Origin of the sequence: Lysobacter sp. K5869 (assembly GCF_018847975.1) — a bacterium.
Lineage (GTDB): Bacteria > Pseudomonadota > Gammaproteobacteria > Xanthomonadales > Xanthomonadaceae > Lysobacter.
Genome location: NZ_CP072597.1, coordinates 732092 through 750530, shown reverse-complemented (window position 1 = coordinate 750530; position 18439 = coordinate 732092). Strand labels below are relative to the sequence as shown.

At 69.7% G+C, this 18439-nt stretch carries 16 protein-coding genes; 7 read left to right on the top strand and 9 right to left on the bottom strand.

The window, feature by feature from the left end:
* Nucleotides 1-237: 237 nt before the first annotated feature.
* The 4 genes from J5226_RS03185 to J5226_RS03170 are packed head-to-tail and all read right to left on the bottom strand — an operon-like array spanning nt 238 to nt 4898.
* Nucleotides 238-1278 carry a spore coat U domain-containing protein gene (locus J5226_RS03185; RefSeq protein ID WP_255322977.1) on the bottom strand — a complete coding sequence of 347 codons (1041 nt, stop codon included), beginning with the start codon at nt 1276-1278 and terminating at the stop codon, nt 238-240.
* The gene (locus J5226_RS03180) at nt 1275-3623 is read right to left on the bottom strand and encodes a fimbria/pilus outer membrane usher protein (protein WP_215838417.1); all 2349 of its coding nucleotides are present in this window, start codon (nt 3621-3623) and stop codon (nt 1275-1277) included. The genes J5226_RS03185 and J5226_RS03180 overlap by 4 nt, the downstream gene beginning before the upstream one ends.
* 4 nt (nt 3624-3627) lie before the next feature.
* Entirely contained in the window at nt 3628-4383 is a 756-nt protein-coding gene (locus J5226_RS03175; RefSeq protein ID WP_215838416.1) for a fimbria/pilus periplasmic chaperone, read from the bottom strand.
* An 11-nt stretch (nt 4384-4394) separates the two neighbouring features.
* Nucleotides 4395-4898, bottom strand: coding sequence for a spore coat U domain-containing protein (locus J5226_RS03170; RefSeq protein WP_215838415.1), 504 nt, complete (start codon nt 4896-4898; stop codon nt 4395-4397).
* A gap of 350 nt (nt 4899-5248) precedes the next feature.
* Between J5226_RS03170 and J5226_RS03165 the strand changes: the two genes are divergently transcribed.
* The 4 genes from J5226_RS03165 to J5226_RS03150 all read left to right on the top strand — a co-directional run bounded on the left by J5226_RS03165 (nt 5249) and on the right by J5226_RS03150 (nt 12276).
* Nucleotides 5249-6496: a hypothetical protein gene (locus J5226_RS03165; protein WP_215838414.1), complete on the top strand. Its 1248-nt coding sequence runs from the start codon at nt 5249-5251 to the stop codon at nt 6494-6496.
* Between the two features lie 368 nt (nt 6497-6864).
* On the top strand, nt 6865-9708 hold the full coding sequence (gene plsB, locus J5226_RS03160) for a glycerol-3-phosphate 1-O-acyltransferase PlsB (protein WP_255322976.1): 2844 nt from the start codon (nt 6865-6867) through the stop codon (nt 9706-9708).
* A gap of 174 nt (nt 9709-9882) precedes the next feature.
* Complete coding sequence (locus tag J5226_RS03155) at nt 9883-10854, top strand: HEAT repeat domain-containing protein (RefSeq protein WP_215838413.1); 972 nt, start codon at nt 9883-9885, stop codon at nt 10852-10854.
* Nucleotides 10855-10992: 138 nt separating this feature from the next.
* A complete protein-coding gene (locus J5226_RS03150; protein ID WP_215838412.1) occupies nt 10993-12276 on the top strand; it encodes a hypothetical protein in 1284 nt (427 codons plus the stop codon).
* A gap of 57 nt (nt 12277-12333) precedes the next feature.
* Here the strand turns inward: J5226_RS03150 and J5226_RS03145 are convergent, their stop codons facing one another.
* From J5226_RS03145 to J5226_RS03125, 5 genes are all read right to left on the bottom strand, one after another.
* Entirely contained in the window at nt 12334-12813 is a 480-nt protein-coding gene (locus J5226_RS03145; RefSeq protein ID WP_215838411.1) for a hypothetical protein, read from the bottom strand.
* A gap of 148 nt (nt 12814-12961) precedes the next feature.
* Nucleotides 12962-13612, bottom strand: a complete 651-nt coding sequence (locus J5226_RS03140; protein WP_215838410.1) for a hypothetical protein — start codon at nt 13610-13612, stop codon at nt 12962-12964.
* Nucleotides 13609-14238 carry a hypothetical protein gene (locus J5226_RS03135; protein ID WP_215838409.1) on the bottom strand — a complete coding sequence of 210 codons (630 nt, stop codon included), beginning with the start codon at nt 14236-14238 and terminating at the stop codon, nt 13609-13611. Before J5226_RS03135 ends, J5226_RS03140 begins: the two co-directional genes overlap by 4 nt.
* Nucleotides 14235-14849 carry a hypothetical protein gene (locus tag J5226_RS03130; RefSeq protein ID WP_215838408.1) on the bottom strand — a complete coding sequence of 205 codons (615 nt, stop codon included), beginning with the start codon at nt 14847-14849 and terminating at the stop codon, nt 14235-14237. Before J5226_RS03130 ends, J5226_RS03135 begins: the two co-directional genes overlap by 4 nt.
* A 176-nt stretch (nt 14850-15025) precedes the next feature.
* Nucleotides 15026-15235 carry a YdcH family protein gene (locus J5226_RS03125; RefSeq protein ID WP_215838407.1) on the bottom strand — a complete coding sequence of 70 codons (210 nt, stop codon included), beginning with the start codon at nt 15233-15235 and terminating at the stop codon, nt 15026-15028.
* 144 nt (nt 15236-15379) lie between these two features.
* On the opposite strand from J5226_RS03125, the gene ttcA reads away from it, so the two are divergent.
* The 3 genes from ttcA (at nt 15380) to J5226_RS03110 (ending at nt 18439) form a co-directional block, all read left to right on the top strand.
* Nucleotides 15380-16282, top strand: coding sequence for a tRNA 2-thiocytidine(32) synthetase TtcA (gene ttcA / locus J5226_RS03120; protein ID WP_215838406.1), 903 nt, complete (start codon nt 15380-15382; stop codon nt 16280-16282).
* A 169-nt stretch (nt 16283-16451) separates the two neighbouring features.
* A complete protein-coding gene (locus J5226_RS03115; RefSeq protein ID WP_215838405.1) occupies nt 16452-17363 on the top strand; it encodes a recombination-associated protein RdgC in 912 nt (303 codons plus the stop codon).
* Between the two features lie 281 nt (nt 17364-17644).
* On the top strand, nt 17645-18439 hold the full coding sequence (locus tag J5226_RS03110) for a SprT family zinc-dependent metalloprotease (protein ID WP_215838404.1): 795 nt from the start codon (nt 17645-17647) through the stop codon (nt 18437-18439).

Below are 18439 nucleotides of genomic sequence, written 5' to 3'. Positions count from 1 at the left end.
CCGAGCCGTCGCGCGATCGGCCTCCCCGCCGCGCTACTTCGGCTGCCCCTGTAGGAGCGGCGCAAGCCGCGACCGCGCCACATCGCTTACGGCGAACCCTGGACAAACATTCGCCACGCCAACGCGAAGGGTTTTTTACGGCTCGTACCATCCGCCGACTTCCTGGCGGCCCGCGTCGTCGGCGAATCGGCGCGGTCGCGGCTTGCGCCGCTCCTACAGGTAGGCCATGCGGGTGCGTCAGTAGGTGACGGTGACGACCACGGTGTCGGTGTAACTGCCCGGCGTCGCGACCTGCGGCGCCACGCGGCCGTAGACGGTTTGCGATTGCGCCGCTCCCGTGCCGGTGCCGCCGACGGTGTCGGTGCCCAAGGTCGTGCCCCAGCGTTGGCTGCGTCCGCTGTCGCGATACAACTCATAAGGAACGAACTGCCCGCCGGCGCTGCGCATGCGGCGGATGTTGCCGCTGGCGTTGAGGCCGTTGCCGATGCCGAGCTGCCATGCGGTGCGGCCGGTGCAGGTCAGGCCGATCGCGGTGGTGCGGTCGACGTTGCTGAGGATCTGGCCCGGCACGTTGCCGAAGGCGAGGTCGGGCACCGGTTTGGGGCTCAGCGTGCAGGCGTTGGGCACCGAGCCGCTGGCGGTGAACGGGAAGGTGCTCGGCGTGCCGGTGCTGCCGCCGCTGATGCAGGTCGCGGGCATCGGCGGCGTGCCGATCAGGGCTTCGGCGAACTGGAATTCGATCTTGGTGTCGGCCGCGCCGGTGAAGCGGTTACTGTAGTTGCCGGCGTTGAGCGCGGTCTGGGTCGGGATGCGGCCGTACAGCGTGGCGTTGAGCGTTTGGCTGCCGCCGAGCACCGGCACGTCGTAATCGAATTGCAGCGGCAGATAGTTGGGCACGGTGGCGTTGCCGCGCGCGCCCCAGATCTGGCTGCGCGCGCTGTCGGTGTAGAGCTGCATCTGGATCGGGTCGCCGAAGCCGTTGATCATGCGCCGCGGCGCCAGCGTGCCGCCGCCGTCGGTGCCGCTGAAGAGGCTCACGCACATGTTCACCCGGGCCTTGGCCAGCAGCGACAGCGCGCCGGTGGAGCAGGTGACGGTGAGCGTGGCGGTGGCGTCGGTGACCGCGCCGTTGGTGGGCGCGAACACCAGATTCGTCATGCTGCCGGTGCAACTGGTCGCGGCTTGCGCGGGCACGAGCGCGCCCCACGCGGCGAGTAGCGCGAACGCGCAGCGCAGCAACGCGCAGCGCAGGCGCGAGCCGCGCGCCGCCGCGCTCACGGCGCCGCCTCGCGCGCGCACGCCAGCGGGCCGATGCGCGCGATGCCTTGCGCATCGCTCGGATAATCGAAGCGCACCGCGCATTCGCCGTCCGGCGTCGCCACGCGCAGTTCGTTGCGTTCGAGCAGGTTCTCCAGATAGGTCTCGCCGTCGTAGCCGACCGTCGCCTGTTCGCCGTTGCCGCTGCGCACCGCGCTGCCCAGCGGCAGCGGCGCGCCGGCGGCGTCGCGCAACACCAACACCGCGGCGCGGATCTTCTGGATCGAGAAACGCACCACGGTGCCGGAGCGATCGCGCGGCGTGGCCTGGGTTTCGACCCGGTCCAGGCGGGTGTCGGCCGGCAATTCCATCGGATCGATGCCGATGCGGTTGCGCTGCCACGCGTTGAGCGGCGTCACCAGCAGCAGGCCGTCGCGGTCGGTGCGGCCGAACGGGCGGTTCTCCAGCAACACCGGCACGCCGGGCACGCCGGTGGCGACCACGGCGAAGGCGTCGCTGACGCTGCGCGCGGCGAACACGTGGCCGCCCATCCATACCAGCGAACCGCTGGCGCTGGCGTAGCCGTAATCGCGCGAGCCTTGGCGCGCGTAGCCGAGATTGAAGCGGCCGACGTCGGTCAGCCACGCCGCTTCGGCCAAGCCGCCTTCCTCGCCGTCGCCGCCGCGCGCTTGCAGGCGCCAGCCGAAGCCGCCGTCGCCGGGCACCGGACGGGTCAGGTCGATCGCGCCTTGGTCGAGGCCGCCGGCGCGTTGCGCCGACACGCTGAGCTGGGTGCCGGGGCGCGCGGGGTCGGGCTGCAGGTTGAGGGTGAAGCCGAGATAGACCGTGCGGTCGGCACTGCGGTCGAGGTTCTGGTTGTACGACAGGCTCAGCGAGGCGCGGGTGCCGAGGTTGCGGCTCCAATTCGCGCCGGCGTAGCGCGCCGGTTCTTCGCCGCGATAGATCAGGCGCACGTAGTTCACGCCGAGGCTGCCGATGCGCGCGTCGCTCCAACCGATCACCACGCGCTCGCTGACCCGCGGCGCGCCCAGGCCGTAGCGCGAGGCGAGGTCGCGGTAATCGCCGTGGGTGCGTTGGGTGTCGGCGGCGAAGTTGAAGCGGCCGTTGCTCCAGTTGTAGCCGGCGGTGTATTGCCAGCCCGCGTCGCCGCCGTCGCGGCCGTGGCTCAGCGAGGCGCCGAACACGCCGGCTTGTCCGAGCAGCCAGGCCGCGCCGAGCCCGGCGTTGACCACGCCGTCGCCGCCTTCGCCATGGGCTTGGAAGGTGAAGCGGTCGCTGACGCCGTAACGCAGGTCGGCGCTGAGCAAGGGATCGCTGCCGTATTCGAACGACCGCAACGCATAGGCTTCGCGCGCGACGCCCAGGCTCACCGACCAATCCGACAGGCCTTTCGCCAACAACTGCTGCGCGGCGTAGAACGGGAAGTCGAGCGTGCGGGTGCGGCCGAACGCGTCGGTGACCACCAATTGCGCGTTGCCGGCGCCGGTGATGCCGGGAATCGTGGTGAGCTGGAACGGCCCCGGCGCGAGATCGCCTTGGTATTGGCGGATGCCGTTGACGTACAGATCCACCGCCGAGGGCACCGCGACTTCGCCGACCAGGGTCGGCAGCGGCGTGGTGATGCGGTAGGGCTGCAAGCCGAAGTCGCGGCCGAAGCGCACGCCGCCCAGGCGCAGCGGGCGGGTCCAGTCGAGCTGGCCGCTGACGACGTCGCCGACGGTGATCGCGAACATCGATTCGGGCCGCGACCAGCGCCAGCTCGTGTCCAGGCGGATCGAGTCGGTGCGCCGCGGCGCGCCGTCCTCGCGGTAGTGGCGGATCACGCCGGTCTGACTGAACACCCCGTCGCCGAGTCCGAACGCGCGCGCTTCCACGAACGCGGTGGCGTTGTCGCTGCGGTCGTCGCGGCTGGCGTAGAGGTCGTAGTTGAGCAGCACGCCGGGCGAGGCGCTGGCGCGCGGCACGTCGGCGCCGGGCGCGTTGAGGCGGCTGGTTTGCAGGTCCAGCAGCGACAGCGACGCATCGATGGCGACGCGTTGTTGCGCGGCGTCGAAGCGCACGCCGACGCCGGGCAGCGTGTCGGGCGCGAGGGTGTCGCCGCTGTCGCGGCCGGGCAGGGCGAAGCCGAGCGCGCGCAGGGTGGCGACGCTGGCGTAGAGCCGGCCTTCGCGCAGCTCGAAGGGTTGCGGCGGGCCGTACGCGGTCTGGTTGAGGCTGACTTCCAGGTACACGGCCATGCCCGAGGCCGGCGCCGCGCCGGTCTGCGCCAACGCCGGGATGAGCGGCAGCGGCGGCGGTTCGGCCGCGCGGCTGAACTGCGACGCCAGGAGCAAGCCGGCCGGCATGGCTTCAACGAGCCGGCGGGTCCAGCGCCAGCGCCTGCTCGTTGGGTTCGCCATTGATCCTCGCTTTCAACGTGCCGGCACCGCGCAGCGGTTCGGCCGCGGTGCGCAGCGGCCAGCGCATGCGTTGGCCGGCCAGGGCGTAGCCGAGCAAGCCCGGCGCGAGCGGATAGCGGCGTCCTTGCGCGTCGACGAACACCGCATCGGCCAGTTGCGCGCGTTGTTCGCCGCGGTTGTCCACCGCCAGCCACGGGGTGTCGCCTTCGAACTGGAATTGCGCGCGCAGCTGCGGCGGGCCGCCCGCGACGGTCGGCGCCAGGAACACCGGCACCGAATAGCGCAGCACGAACTGCAGGCCTTCGCTGCGCGGCGTCTGCGGCGGCGGCAGTTCGTCGACGATCAGCCGGTAGGCGGTTTCGCGCGCGGGCGGCGCGCCGAGGCGGATCACCCGCACCAGCTGGCGCGCGCCGGGCGCGAGTTCGAGCATCGGCGGGCTGATCGCCAGCCCGGGGTCGGTGTCGAGCCGCTCTTGGCCGTTGTCTTGGGTCCAGCGGTACACCCGCACCTGCGCGCGCAGCGTTTCCTGGCCGGTGTTGCTGAGCCACAAGGCGTCGGCCGGGCGGTCGCGGGCGAGGGTGAGCGTGGTCGGGGTGACCTGCAGCCCGGCCGCGAGCCCCGGGCAGGCCGCGGCGGCCAGCGCGGCGCTCAGGGCGAGCCGGGGCAGGAGATCGCGGACTGACGGGGAGTGCCGGCCGCCGCCCATCGCGCGGGCGGTCAGTAGGTGACCGTGGCGATCACCACGTCATTGTAAGTACCAGCCGGAAAGTTGGCGCTGGGCGTGCGCCCGTACACCGGGATGTTGACCGCGGCGCCGGTGCCGCTGCCCGCCAGCACGTTGCCGCCGACGCCGGTGGTGCTGCCCCACACGTCGGCGGGGCCGCGCGCGGCGGCGCGATAGAGCTGGTAGGGCACCTGATTGGCGCCGTTGGCCATCTTGCGGCTGTTGACGTCGGTGCCGTTCTGGCCGTTGTCCAGGCCGATGGTGTAGGCCGTGCCCGGCGTGCAGTTGAGGGTCAGCTGGCCCTGTTGATCGACGTTGGTCGCGGTCGAGGCCACGCTGCCGAAGTTCACCGGCAGCGGCGCGGTGGTGTGGATGTCGCAGACGCTGGTGATGGTGATGGTGACGTTGAGGTTGGCGGTGTCGCTGGCCGCGAACGCGGGGCCAGCGGCGGCTAAGGCCAACACAGCGAGGAACAGACGGCTCGGGGTAGGACGCATGGTCGTTCTCCTGCGCGCGCTGCGCGCATTAGGCGGGCGAGCTTTTGTGCCGGTTCTGCCTGGTTAGAACGCATAAAACATGCCAGAGCCGGCACCTTAGTCCTGCATTCGCGAGGCGGGGGGTGACGCCTTTCACGAGATCGGGGAGCGCGCCCGTTCAGCGGCTTATTTGCTAAATCCATCACAAAACGTGGGTGACGCGATGGGACCGCAGGAGACGACCGATGCCGTCGCTAACTGTGCGTTCGCGTCGTAAAGGTGAGCGAGCGTGAGCCCGCGCTTGTGCGCCGACGGGGCCGAGGCCAAGATGCCGGTCCGCGGATGCGCTCCGCGCCAGAGCCTCCGCACGCATGTCTCTCGTTCGACGCGCCAGCGCCGCCGTGCTGACCGCCGCCGCCGTGTTGGCGGCGGCCGGCTGCGGCCCGGATCCCGCTCCGGCCGACGCGGTGCCGACCTTGCCGGCGCAGGCGGTCGCTCAATTGGTGTCCGATCTGCGCCACAACGATCTGGCCGGCTACGCCCGCCACGCGGTGCCGCCGGAACTGCATCAGCGCCTGGAAACCGCCTGGGGCCAGGGCCGCACGGTGTGGCCGCTGACCGAGTTGCCGCTCGACGACCGCTTCCCGTCCTTCATCGCCGCGCTGGCCGAGCAGGACGCCGAACGCAAGCTGGTGGCGACCTACCGCCGCCAGTTCGCCGGCGCCGACGCCGAATTGCAGTCCGCGGCCAAGACCTTGGGCCTGTTCGCGAGCCAGTACGTGCGCAGCGAGCCGGGTTACAGCGACACCGAACGCGACCACCACGCGCAGCTGATCGAGGCGCTCAGCGCGTGGGCGCAGGCCGCGCCGCTCGGGGACTCGCGGCGCGCGCGCGAAACCATTCCGCAGCTCGTTTCGGCCGCGCGCGCCACCGGCCTGGCCGGCCCGGACGCGTTCGCCAAGGCCGGCATGGACCGCAGTCTGCGCCGGCTCGGGCCGTTCGTGGAGCGGCTCAAGCAAGCGCTGGGCGAGTACGGCTTGAACCTGGACGCGGCGTTGGACAGCGTCGACGCCACCCTGGACGAGCAGACCGGCGACACCGCCAAGGTGCGCATCCGCTATCAGGTCGGCGGGCAGGCGGTGGACGCGTATGTGCTGGTCGAGCGCATCGACGGCCGCTGGTATCTCAGCGATGTGCTGCGCCACGCCCGCGCCGAAGCCGAGGCGCCGGCCAAGGCGGCGCCGTCGGGAACGATGGCGCAACGGTTGGCGGCGCTGGCCAAGGTGCAGGCGCGGGCGCCGTCGGCGGTGCCGGCCAAGCCCGCGGCCGCGGGCGCCGCGCCGGCGGCCGCACCGGTGGTGTCGCCGCCGGCGGACAAACCCGTCGACGAGCCGCTAGCCAAGCCGGCCTCCGGCGCCGGCGAGGCCAAGCCCGGCGCCAAGGCGCCCGTGGCCGAGGCCAAGCCGGCCGACACCGTCGAGCCCAAGCCCACCGGCGCCGGCAAACCCATCGCGCCCGAGGCCAAGCCGGCCGGCAAGAGCTTCCCGCCCGAGGCCAAGCCGGCCGCCAAGCCGGCGGCGCGGTCCGGCGCCGCCGGCGAGCCGCCCAAGCCGCGCTGAGCGGGGCGCTGCGCGGCCGATCGTCGCGATCCGGGCGATCGGCAACCGGCCCGGCTGCCCGCTCGCACGAACCCGGCCGTTGCCGGGTTCGAGGCCGCCCGGGCTTCGCGCCCCAAGGCGGTGACCCGGGCGTCTCCATCCGGGGCACGCCGCCGTCCCTTCGCAGGCCAGCCGCGCGGCGGCGCTTGGTCCAAGGCGCGGCCCCAGGCCGAATAGGCATAATGCGGGCAATGCCGAAACAGACGCCCCTGCCTTTCCCCGACGCCTCGCAGGCCCCGGGCGATAACGCGCCGGCCGCGACGGATCCGCGCGATCTGCCCGCCGACGCCGATCCGGGCAGCGCAAACGCAACTCCAGCCACATCGAACATGCCTCAAGCGTCCGTTCCGAATACTCCCGATCCCAGCACCGGCCCGGCCTCCGCCGACAGCGGCGACGCCGCCGCGAATGCCGCCGGCGGCGAAGCCGCGCCCCCGAATGCCGGCGGCCCGGCCGCGCGCGCGAACGCTCAAGACGGCCCGGCGGCCGACGCGGTCGCCGCCACGCGCGCCGACGGCCCGGGCGAGGCGCCCGCCGTCCCCGGCGAGCCGTCCGCGTCCCACGCCGAAGCCGAACACGACCCCGAGCAGCCCGAACTGCCGATGCCGGCGCCCGCCGCTGCGTCCCCGGGCGCTGCGGCCGCCGCCGCCGCGAACGCGCCGCGCCCGTGGTGGGCGCGCCTGCTCGGCAAACTGATGGCGCCGTGGGTCACTCTGACCATCGAGCCGAAGAACCCCAAGCAGCACATCGCCGAGCAGCAGTGGCACGGCCGCCCGGTCTGCTACGTGCTCGAGGACTACGGCCTGTCCAACGCGCTGATCCTGGAGCGCGCCTGCCTGGAAAGCGGCCTGCCCTCGCCGCTGCAGCCGCTGCCGGGCGATCCGCTCGGCCGCAAGCGCGCCTACGTCGCGCTGTCGCGGCGCAACGCCGGCACCTTGGCGCCGGCCGGCCCGCCGTCGGCGAAAACCCACTCCGGCTCGCTCGCGCGCCTGCTCGACGCGCACCGCGTCGACGCGCAGCTCGATGTGCAACTGGTGCCGGTGTCGATCTTCGTCGGCCGCGCGCCGGACCGCACCAGCGGCTGGTTCTCGGTGCTGTTCTCGGAAAACTGGACCCTGGTCGGCCGCTTCCGCCGCCTGCTCGCGATCGCGCTCAACGGCCGCCACACCACGGTGCGGTTCTCCCCGCCGGTGTCGCTGCGCGGCATCGTCGACGAAGGCCTGGAACCCGAACGCACGGTGCGCAAGCTCTCGCGCGTGCTGCGCACCCACTTCCGCCGCATCCGCGCGGCGGTGATCGGGCCCGATCTTTCGACCCGGCGCATGCTGATCGACCGCGTGCTCGCCAGCGACCCGGTCAAGGAAGCCATCGCCGATCAGGCCCGCCGCGACGGCAGCGACAGCGCCGAGGCCTGGAAAAAGGCCCACGCGATGGCCTATGAGATCGCTGCCGACTACTCGCATCCGGTGGTGCGCTCGGCCAGCTTCCTGCTCACGCCGGTGTGGAACCGCATCTACCGCGGCGTGCTGGTCCATCACCTGGACAAGCTCAAGCAAGAAGCGCCCGGTTTCGAAGTGGTCTACGTGCCCTGCCACCGCAGCCATCTCGATTACTTGCTGCTGAGCTATCTGCTCTACACCAAGGGCATCGTGCCGCCGCACATCGCCGCCGGCGTCAATCTCAATCTGCCCGTGGTCGGCACCATCCTGCGCAAGGGCGGCGCGTTCTTCCTGCGCCGCAGCATCCGCGGCAGCGCGCTGTATTCGGCGGTGTTCTCCGAGTACGTCGCGCAGCTGGTGGCGGGCGGCTATTCGATCGAATACTTCATCGAAGGCGGACGCTCGCGCACCGGCCGGCTGCTGCCGCCCAAGGGCGGCATGATCGTGATGACCGTGCGCGGCTTCCTGCGCCAGCCCACGAGGCCGGTGCTGTTCCAGCCGGTCTACATCGGCTACGAGAAGCTGATGGAGGGCAACAGCTACCTCGACGAACTCTCCGGCAAGCCGAAAGAGAAAGAATCGATCTGGCAGCTGCTGTGGGGCATTCCCAAGGTGCTGCGCTCCAACTACGGGCAAGTGGTGGTGAACTTCGGCGAGCCGATCAAGCTCGGCGACATGCTCGCCGAACACGCGCCGCAGTGGGACGGCCAGCCGCTGGGCGAGGACGACAAGCCGCAGTGGCTGTCCGACACCGTCGATGCGTTGGCACAACAGATCCAGGTCAACGTCAACCGCGCCGCCGACGTCAACCCGATCAACCTGCTGGCGCTGGCGCTGCTGTCCACGCCCAAGCACGCGATGGGCGAGGCCGACCTGCTCGCGCAGATCGCGCTGAGCAAGACGTTGCTGGCCGAACTGCCGTACTCCGACCGCGTCACCGTCACCCCGCACACGCCGCAGGAAATCGTCGCCCACGGCGAAGAGATCAACGTGCTCGAACGCATCGCCCACCCGCTCGGCGATGTGCTCGGCGTGGACGAAGACAAGGCGGTGTTGCTGAGCTACTTCCGCAACAACGTGCTGCACTTGTTCACCGCGGCCTCGTGGATCGCCTGCTGCTTCCAGCACAACCGGCGCATGAGCCTGGCCGGCGTGCTGCGCCTGGGCCGCAGCGTGTATCCGTTCCTGCAGGCCGAGCTGTTCCTGCCGTGGGGCGAGGAAGAATTCGCCCAGCGCCTGGCGCGCACGGTCGAGGTGTTCATCCGCGAAGGCCTGCTGGAAAAGGTCAGCGACGACGACGGCGGCATCCTCGCCCGCAACGCCGGCCAGACCGACGAAGTGTTCCGCCTGCGCGCGATCGGCCACTCGCTGCAACAGGCCTTCGAGCGCTACTACATCGCGATTTCGGTACTGGTGAAGAACGGCCCGGGCACCTTGTCGGCGGCCGAACTGGAAAGCCTGTGCCAGCTCGCCGCGCAGCGCCTGTCGCTGCTGTACGCGCCGGCCGCGCCGGAGTTCTTCGACAAGACCCTGTTCCGCGGCTTCATCCAGAAACTGCGCGAACTCAAGCTGGTGTGGCCCGACAGCCAGAGCAAGCTGGCGTTCGATCAGCGTCTGGACACCTGGGCGAAGGATGCGAAGGTCATCCTCGGGCGCGAGTTGCGCCACACCATCGAGAAGATCAGCCCGGAGATGGCGGCTAAGCCGGCGCCGGCGGAAAAAGCGCCGGGCTGATCCGGGCCGGCCGCGGGCGGGGCGTTTCAGCGCTCCGCCCGCCGCGCCGGCGGCATCGGCCTTGATCTGGCTCGCATCGAAACTGCGACCGGCTTCGCGAATTCTCTCTATAATCGCCTCGCGGTCGAGCGCTAGCCGCCGCAGGGGAAGTAAATCATTCAACAGGGGAAATCGATGAAGTCTGTCGCGTTGTGGCGCGCCGGTGGCGCCGTGCTCGTGTGTTTGTCCTTGGCGGCCTGCGCGCCGAAATCGTACGTGGTCAAGTCGCCGGTGCCGTCGCAGGTGCGTTATGCCGCCGCGCCCGCGCAGGCCGAGCGGATCGCCTTGCAAGACAACCGCGCCGCCGCCGAGCGGGCCTTCCTCACCGGCACGCTGGCTTCGACCTTGATGGTGGAAAGCGCGCCGCTGGATCCGGCCGCGTTCCTGGCCAAGAACCTGCAAGCCGAGCTCAACGCGCGCGGCATTCCTGCGCAGGTCGGCGCGGGCGAGGCCAGCGCGTTCCCGCGCATCGATCTGAAGACCTTCCGGATCCAGAACCACCGCCAGAACGCCTACTCGCCCTACGTCACCTTCACCTACCTCAGCGCCGACGTGGAAACCGCCGCCGGCAAGCAGCGCGTGGGCGTGTTCGTCAAGCGAGGCAAGGTGCCGGTGTGGAGCTTCGACGAAATCATCGAGCCGACCTTGAACCAGCCGCTGTCGCTGGCGGTGAAGGAGCTCGCCGCGAAAGTCGCCAACCAGCTGTACGGCGCGCGCGCCGACGATGCCGCGGTCGCCGCGCTGACCGCCAAGATCGCCCAACGCAGCGACGACAGCTACCTGGACGTGTACGCGCTGGGCTTCGCCAACAATCCCAAGGCCATCGATACCCTGGTCGGCCTGACCCGCGACGAGGACGAGTACGTCCGCATCGCGGCGATCTCCTCGCTGGGCAATCTGCGCGCGCAGGGGCAGTTCGATCTGCTCAAGTCGATCTACAGCGACGCCAAGATCTGGCAAGACCGCGCCATGGCGATCAAGGCCATCGGCGATCTGGACACGCCGCAGTCCAAAGCCTTCCTGACCGAGCAGATGGCGCACTGGAAGAGCCAGCCAGCCGGCAAGGAACCCAGCTGGACGATGCAGGTCATCGCGCTGTACCTGTAAGCGCGAACCTGCGCGCCGCCGCCGGGCTCGGCGGCGGCGCCGCCCCGGGACGGCCGCCGGGCGGCGCCTGATGATCGTCACTGCGGCGCGCGCGATGCAGCGGTTACCATCGCGCGATCCCGCTCCGGCCCTCGCGAAATGTCTTCCAGCCCGCTTTCCGCCGCCGCGCCCGTTTCTCCGTCGCCGAGCGGCTCCGCCGTCCGCGGCGAGCCCGCCGGCGCCTGGCTCGAAATCCCGCTGCTGACCGCGCGCCTGCTATGGCGCCACTGGCCGGCGCTGGCGTTCTGGTTCTTCGCCCAGCGGCTGTGCTACAGCCTGTTGATGGATCTGGCGGTCAAGCTCGGCGAACGCTCGCTGCTGCTGTCGTTCGCCTCGTTGTCGGTGCTGATCGTCACCCAGCTGGCCGGCACCATCTTCATGTTCCAGTCGCTGCGGCCCTCGCTGCCGATGCTTGCGGGCGGCGCGACCACGCCGGATACCAAGGCGGTGCGCAAGCAGTGGAGCACGGCGCTGGCGATCGCGTTGTTGCCGTTCTTCGCGTACTACGCCGGTTGGGGGTTGTTGGAGAACCTGCGCCGTTATTTCGTCACCGACTACACCTTCAGCGTGTGGGAGCGCGAAGACCTGCACGATGTGCTGCATCTGAAGGGTTTGTGGATCGCCTTGGCGGTGGCGTGGGCGGTCCGTTGGTTCAGCAAGCGCCGTGCGACGGCGACCGGAAACGCGCGCTGGAACATCTTGGCGACCTTGTGCGAGGCGTACTGGGTGTTCGTCGGCGTGGCCGCGATCACTCAGGCCACCAAGGCGGTAACGGATTGGTGGCACGAGCGCGCGGTGTACGTGGCGGTGACCGATTGGTGGGAAAGCCCCACCGCGCTGTTCAAGACCCTGGCGCCGACCAAGCGCGCGCTGGCGCCGGTGTGGGATTTCCTCACCACGGCCGGCGGCGCGGTGGCGTTGCCGCTGATTTGGTTGGCGATCACCGCCATCATCTACGGGATCGACTTGCGCCGCGCGCAGCGCATCGACGCGGCCGACGAGGCGCTGGGGCGCATGGTCGACCGGTTCAAAGCCATGCATTTCACCGTGCGCATGCTCGCCGACAAGGCCAGCGCGGGTTGGAGCAGCAAGGGCGTTCCCATCGTCAACAGCCTGCGCCTGGTGCTGCGCGCCGGCCTGCCGGCGCTGTTGACGCTGTGCGTGTGCTGGCAAGCGCTGGCCTACATCGATTCTTGGTCTTGGCGCGTGCTGGAGCTGGCGCTCGGGCCGCGCGACCCCGAATGGCAGAAGGTGTCGGGCCAGTTCTGGGCGGCGTTCTTGACCACGCCGTTTTCGATGCGGCCCTCGCTCATCACCGATACGGTTCGTGTGGTTCTGCTGGCCGCGACGTTCGATCGCGCCTTGGTCAGGATGCGAGGCTGAAGCGAACCGCGAACGTTCGACGAAAAGGCCGCGGATGCGGCCTTTTCGTTGTCGCGATCACCAGCCTTTCGGCGGTTCCGAGGGGTTGGCGACCATCGCGGCGACGATTTCCTCGAGCTTGCGGATCGCGGTTTGCACCTGTTCCTTGCTGCGCGAGTCCCAATACGATTGGCCCGCGGCGTAGTACTGCCTGAGATCCGCGAGCCGGGTCTGGATCGTCGCGAGATTGCATTTCAGGTTGCTGCAAACGGTCTCGTAAGCCCAGTAATCCGACGAGCCGCCGCCGCAGTCGCCGCATTCCATCAGGTCCGGACTCTCGCCTGGATTCATGATCTTGCGGCTGGGATTCCAGTCGGTTCCGTAGGCGGTCCACGTCATGATGTCCAGCCCGCCGGAACTGGTGACGACCACCGGATCCAGCGTGGGCGGGGGCGCGACGTAATCCTGCGCGGCCGCGGGAGAGGAAAACAGTGCGGCGAAAATCGATGCGGCGGCGAAGCGCGAAGCGAAAGCCATTGCGTGATGCTCCAGGTCCAAGCGACGACGGCGGAAGATTCTGAGTCGGCCGCGATGGGTCGCCCGTCGATGCGAGTCCAGCGCGGATGTCACCCAGAAAGGATCGCAGCCGGAGTGGAGGCGATCGGCGCCGCTGGCGTGTTGCCTCCTGACGAAATATCGATTTTCGTCACATTTCGTAATTCAGGAAACGGCCGTCCGCCAACGCGGAGTTGCGAAACTCGATCCGCGCGCGCAGCCCTTCGCGGCGGACGTTCCTGGGGATCAGATAGGCGTGCTGAAACGCGAACGGTCTGCCTGGAACGGCCAGGATTTGCTTGAAAGAGGCGTCGTATCCGCTGCCGCAAGTGTTGGGAACGCGCGGACCGGACAGGCGCGGCAACGCGCCCGGATCGGGCTCCCAGCGTCGTCCGTCCGCATCGGTCAGCGCGCCTTTGCAGGTGTCCAGATCGCGGACCTTGGTGCCGGAGTCGGGGATCGTTTCGTAGTTCACCAACACGATCATGGCGTCCTTGCGCAGCGCGCCGCGAACGCGCGGATCGCCGGGCGGCAGCGTTTCGAATCCGGTCAAGCGCCAGCGAGCGCCCGCGTAGTGGGTCCAGTTGCTCTTGTTCGCCGCGAGCGGGATGTTCGGATGGCGCGAGCGATAAGCGCCGAGCGCGTCGCGATATGACATCCAAAGCGTCGCGCCGGCGATCAAGACGGCGCCGGCGAGCCACCATCGGTTATGCCGCCACCAGCCGGGGAACGGCGCGGCGGTCGGGGCCGTCTGCGCGCTCGTGCGCGAAGTTTCCTCAGAGGTCATGGGTTGCGCGCTCACATTCGCAGGTCCAGCACCGGGACGGTATCCGCGGTCAATTTGCGTTCCCGCGCCGGGTCGATCTTCAAGTCGATGTCGACCAGGCTGTCGCCGCCGTCGGGCAGCAACAGGCCCCAATAAACCTGCAGGTGGGCGCCCTGCAGCTTGTCCGCCGGGACTTCGAAGAACCAGGCGCCTTTCTCTGGCAAGCCGGGCGCGAGCTCGCGTTCGCTGAGGTTGATCCCGGGCAGCTTGGGCCGCTCTTTGTTGGAGGCGACATAGACCAGCCCGTCGAGGGTGCGCAACTGCGCGGTGACGTAGCCGGGCGCCTGCAGCGCTTCGACCTCCGCCAACACCGACAACCACACGCCCGGGGAGCGTAGGACGTGGTCCTGCGGCTGAGAGAAATCGCCTTTGAGCAAATACGCGCGCGCCGTCTTGATCGATCCGGTCTGGACGGCGAAGTTGCGTCCGAGCGCCCGCGTCTGCGGCGCGCCCGATTGCAGCAGCGGCGCGTCGCGTTGTTCGTAATCGGACTCGCCCTTGCGCAAGGCGACGATCGCCGCCAACGCAAGAACGATCCACAGGGCGTAACGCCACAGTCCGCGGGAAGGACGAGTGGATGCGGAGCGCGCGACGCTACTCATTGCGCCACGATCCTGTCGCGCAGATCCTGCACGGCCAGCGCCAGTTTCGCGGCCGGCTTGCCTTGCACCCAGGCGCCTTCGTCATTGGGATAGGCCTTGGCCTTGTAGTCGCGGGCGAACAGACCGAAGGTCTCTTTCGTCTTGTAGGCGTAACCGGGCGGCAGCTTCCACACCAAGTCCACGCGTTGCTTCAGCCGCGGATGCAGATCGCCGAGAATGCTGTGGTCGTCCGCGGCCAGCGGCAGATCGGCTTTCACCGCGTCGAACTTGGGGCCGACCAGGATCAGATCCTTGATCAGATAGTTGTAGCTGCCGAAGCTGCGCCCGGTCCGATTCTCGACATCGGCCTGCAACACCAAATACAACTGGTTCGGCTCGACCCGCCCGCCCGGCCGATAACGCGCCACCCAGGCGCGCAGCGGCGTCACCGCCATCGCGCCGGTCTGCACGCGCTTGCCGGCGGTGGATTGCGGGATCGGCTTGGATTTGCTCTTGGCCGGCTTGAAGCCGCCGAGGGCGAAAGTGAGCACGAGCGCGACCGCGGCGACCGCTGCGGCGGCCTGCCACCACGGGTTGCGCGCTGCGCCGATCAGTTCGTCCTTGTTCGCCATGCCAGGGCCCGTTGCGAGTGCGCGCACCGTAGCACAGGGGGCACGAACCGCTGCACCCGGGGACGTCACCAGGGGCACATGACAGATGCCATGCGCGCGTCGCCGCGGATGCTGTATCCGTGCCGCCGCGGGCGCCGTCGCGATGCGGTGCCCGGCGCCGCCGCGGGCGCCGGCGCTCAGGCCGGTTCGTCGGGAATCAGCGCGCTTTCGAGCCGGGCGATGCAGTCCTTGAGCCACAGCTTGCGCTTCTTCAGCCGCTTGAGGGTCAGCTCGTCGGACTGCGGGTCCAGGTTGAGGCGTTCGATGGCCGCGTCGAGGTCGCGATGCTCCAGCCGCAGGTCGGCGAGCTGGCGGGCGATTTCGGCGGCATCGGTGCTGACGGTCATGGCGCTGAGCTTAAACCGCCGCCGTGTCCGCCGTCATCGGCCGTCGCGCGCGGGGCTGAAACCCTTGCGGCGATTGGCTTGGCGCCGCGGGCGCGCGCCGTCCCGGCCGTGTTCACCGACCCTTGGCGTAGAATCGGCGGCCTGATGAGTACCGTCCTGCCCCTAGCCGAACCCGTCCGCCGCGCCCGCGCCGACGCCCCCGCCGCCGATCTCGAGCGCCTCGGCGCGCGCCTGCGCCACCAGGTCGGCCGCGCCATCGCCGACTTCGGCATGATCGAGGACGGCGACAAGGTCATGGTCTGCCTGTCCGGCGGCAAGGACAGCTACACGATGCTCGACGTCCTGCTGCAGCTGCAGAAGAAGGCGCCGGTGAAGTTCGAGCTGGTCGCGGTCAACCTCGACCAGAAGCAGCCGGACTTTCCCGAGCACGTGCTGCCGCAGTACCTCGAATCGGTCGGCGTGCCGTACAAGATCCTCGAGCAGGACACCTACTCGGTGGTCACCCGGGTGGTGCCGGAAGGCAAGACCATGTGCTCGCTGTGTTCGCGGCTGCGGCGCGGCGCGCTGTACACCTACGCGGCCGAGCAGGGCTTCACCAAGATCGCGCTCGGCCACCACCGCGACGATCTGGTCGCCACCTTCTTCCTGAACCTGTTCTTCCACGCCAAGCTCAGCGGCATGCCGCCGAAGCTGCTGTCCGACGACGGTCGCCACGTGGTGATCCGGCCGCTGGCCTACGTGCGCGAGGACGACATCGTCGAATACGCCGCCGCGCGCCGGTTCCCGATCATCCCGTGCAACCTGTGCGGCTCGCAGGAGAACCTGCAGCGCAAGCAGGTCAAGCGGATGATGGAGGCGTGGGAACGCGAGACGCCCGGGCGCCTGGAGATCATCTCGCGCGCGCTCGGCGACATCCGGCTGTCGCAGCTGAGCGATCCCAAGCTGTTCGATTTCCTCGGCCTGGGGCAGGGCGGCGGCGCGGCGTTGCAGACGCCGGCGTGGCTCGACGAGGCCGACTCCGACGATCCGGTCGCGCAGATCGGATGATCCATCGCTTCATCGCACCGTCGTTCCCGCGAAAGCGGGAACCCAGGGCTCTTCGTGCGAGAACGCACGAGGTCTGTGGATTCCCGCTTTCGCGGGAATGACGACACGCGGCAGGCGCGGCACCCGCGACGCCGATCCCTATTCCCCATTCCATATTCCCGGTCTCTGAATGTTCTTCCGCAACCTGACGTTCTTCCGCTTCCCCACCACCCACGATCTCGCCGAACTCGACAAGGGTTTGGAGGAATGCCGGCTCAAGCCGGTCGGCCCGCTGGAGTTGTCCTCGCGCGGCTTCATCTCGCCGTTCGGCCGCGGCGACGAAGACGCGGTCATCAGCAACCGCATCGGCAGCGCGATCTGGCTGACCGTCGGCGGCGAAGACCGCCTGCTGCCCGGCGCGGTCATCAACGACATGCTGGCCAAGAAGCTGGCCGAGATCGAGCAGAAGGAAGGGCGCAAGCCCGGCGGGCGCACCCGCAAGCGGCTCAAGGACGAGCTCATCACCGACCTGATGCCGCGCGCGTTCATCAAGCCCAGCCGCACCGACGCGATCATCGATCTCGAACACGGGCTGGTGATCGTCGACACCTCCAGCCGCAAGACCGCCGAGAACGTCATCAGCGAAATCCGCCGCGCCATCGGCAGCTTCCCGGCGCTGCCGCTCAACGCCGAAGTGGCGCCGCGTTCGATCCTGACCGGCTGGGTCGCGGGCGAGCCGCTGCCGGACGGGATCATGCTCGGCGACGAGTGCGAACTGCGCGATCCGGTCGATCAGGGCGCGGTGGTGAAGTGCCAGCGCCAGGAGCTGGAGAGCGACGAGATCGCCAAGCACCTGGAAACCGGCAAGCAGGTCACCCGACTGGCGCTGAGCCTGGACGACCACGTTTCGTTCGTGATCGGCGAAGACCTGATCGTGCGCAAGTTCAAGCTGCTCGACGGCGCGGTGGATCAGCTGGAACACAGCGACGGCGACGGGCTGCGCGCCGAGCTGGACGCGCGCTTCGCGTTGATGAGCGCGGAGGTGAAGCGCTTGTTCGTGGTGCTGGAGAAGGCGTTGAAGTTGTCGAAGGTCGAGGCCTGATCGTTCGCCAGTCGCCGATGTTCCGGGTGTAGGAGCGGCGTAAGCCGCGACCCGGGCATCGCAGTTGCGGCGCGATCGGTCGGAGCGCGGTCGCGGCTCACGCCGCTCCTACAGGGAGCGGCCGCGGCTTCGTATCCCCTTGTAGGAGCGGCGCAAGCCGCGACCGCGACACCGCGCCTACGCCGCCGCCGACCATCGCCCGCGTCGCCACCCAACCCGCGCCGCCGCAACACCTTTCCCACCCCACCGCGCTATGCTTCGCGCATGGCGGCCCCCCACCCATGAAAAGCCTGCTGCGCTTGCTGACCGGCCAGCCGCAGGCCGCGCCGCGCGCGGTCTCGCGCGAGACCGTCGCCATCGCCCTGGCCAACGGCCGCACCGTCGAGGTGCTGCGCGTGCGCGACCCGCGCGCGCGCCGGATCAAGCTCAGCGTCGACGAGCGCGGCCCGCGCCTGACCTTGCCGCTGCGCGCCAGCGAGATCGCCGGCACCCGCTTCGTGATCGAACACGGCGACTGGCTGCTGGCGCAGATCGCCCGCGCCGGCACCGACGCGCCGGGCTTGCAGCCGCACCTCACCGAAGCCCTGCCGCTGCGCGGCGTCGAGGTGCCGCTGCGCTGGCAGAGCGCGCGCTACCTGCGCATCCAGCCGGGCGAAGACGCCATCGATATCGCCGCGCCGGACGCCGTCGCACTCAAGTCGCTGCAGCGCGCGCTGCGCGATTTCTACGAAGGCCAGGCCCGCGCCGACGTCGGCCGCTGGCTGCCCAAGTACCTGCCCGGCCTGCCGCGCGCGCCGTCGCGGCTGCGTTACCGGGTGATGTCGTCGCAATGGGGTTCGCTCGCGCCCGACGGCGCGCTGTCGCTGGACCTGTCGCTGGTGTTGGCGCCGCCGGCCGCGTTCGAGTACGTGCTGGTGCACGAACTCTGCCATCTGATCCACGCCGACCACTCGCGCGCGTTCTGGCGCGAGGTCGAGCAGCGCTGCCCGGACTGGCGCGATCAGCGCGAGTACTTCCGCGATTCCGGGCGCGCGCTCAAGGCGCGGTTGCGCAAGCTGATCGCGGCCGACGAGTAA

Bases quoted from the DNA above. Each gene is read 5' to 3' on its own strand.
- J5226_RS03155 (WP_215838413.1), top strand. From the start codon at position 9,883: ATGAAGTCTGTCGCGTTGTGGCGCGCCGGTGGCGCCGTGCTCGTGTGT.
- J5226_RS03150 (WP_215838412.1), top strand. From the start codon at position 10,993: ATGTCTTCCAGCCCGCTTTCCGCCGCCGCGCCCGTTTCTCCGTCGCCG.
- J5226_RS03175 (WP_215838416.1), bottom strand. From the start codon at position 4,383: ATGGGCGGCGGCCGGCACTCCCCGTCAGTCCGCGATCTCCTGCCCCGG.
- J5226_RS03180 (WP_215838417.1), bottom strand. From the start codon at position 3,623: ATGCCGGCCGGCTTGCTCCTGGCGTCGCAGTTCAGCCGCGCGGCCGAA.
- J5226_RS03165 (WP_215838414.1), top strand. From the start codon at position 5,249: ATGTCTCTCGTTCGACGCGCCAGCGCCGCCGTGCTGACCGCCGCCGCC.
- J5226_RS03125 (WP_215838407.1), bottom strand. From the start codon at position 15,235: ATGACCGTCAGCACCGATGCCGCCGAAATCGCCCGCCAGCTCGCCGAC.
- plsB (WP_255322976.1), top strand. From the start codon at position 6,865: ATGCCTCAAGCGTCCGTTCCGAATACTCCCGATCCCAGCACCGGCCCG.
- J5226_RS03130 (WP_215838408.1), bottom strand. From the start codon at position 14,849: ATGGCGAACAAGGACGAACTGATCGGCGCAGCGCGCAACCCGTGGTGG.
- ttcA (WP_215838406.1), top strand. From the start codon at position 15,380: ATGAGTACCGTCCTGCCCCTAGCCGAACCCGTCCGCCGCGCCCGCGCC.
- J5226_RS03115 (WP_215838405.1), top strand. From the start codon at position 16,452: ATGTTCTTCCGCAACCTGACGTTCTTCCGCTTCCCCACCACCCACGAT.
- J5226_RS03110 (WP_215838404.1), top strand. From the start codon at position 17,645: ATGAAAAGCCTGCTGCGCTTGCTGACCGGCCAGCCGCAGGCCGCGCCG.
- J5226_RS03170 (WP_215838415.1), bottom strand. From the start codon at position 4,898: ATGCGTCCTACCCCGAGCCGTCTGTTCCTCGCTGTGTTGGCCTTAGCC.
- J5226_RS03135 (WP_215838409.1), bottom strand. From the start codon at position 14,238: ATGAGTAGCGTCGCGCGCTCCGCATCCACTCGTCCTTCCCGCGGACTG.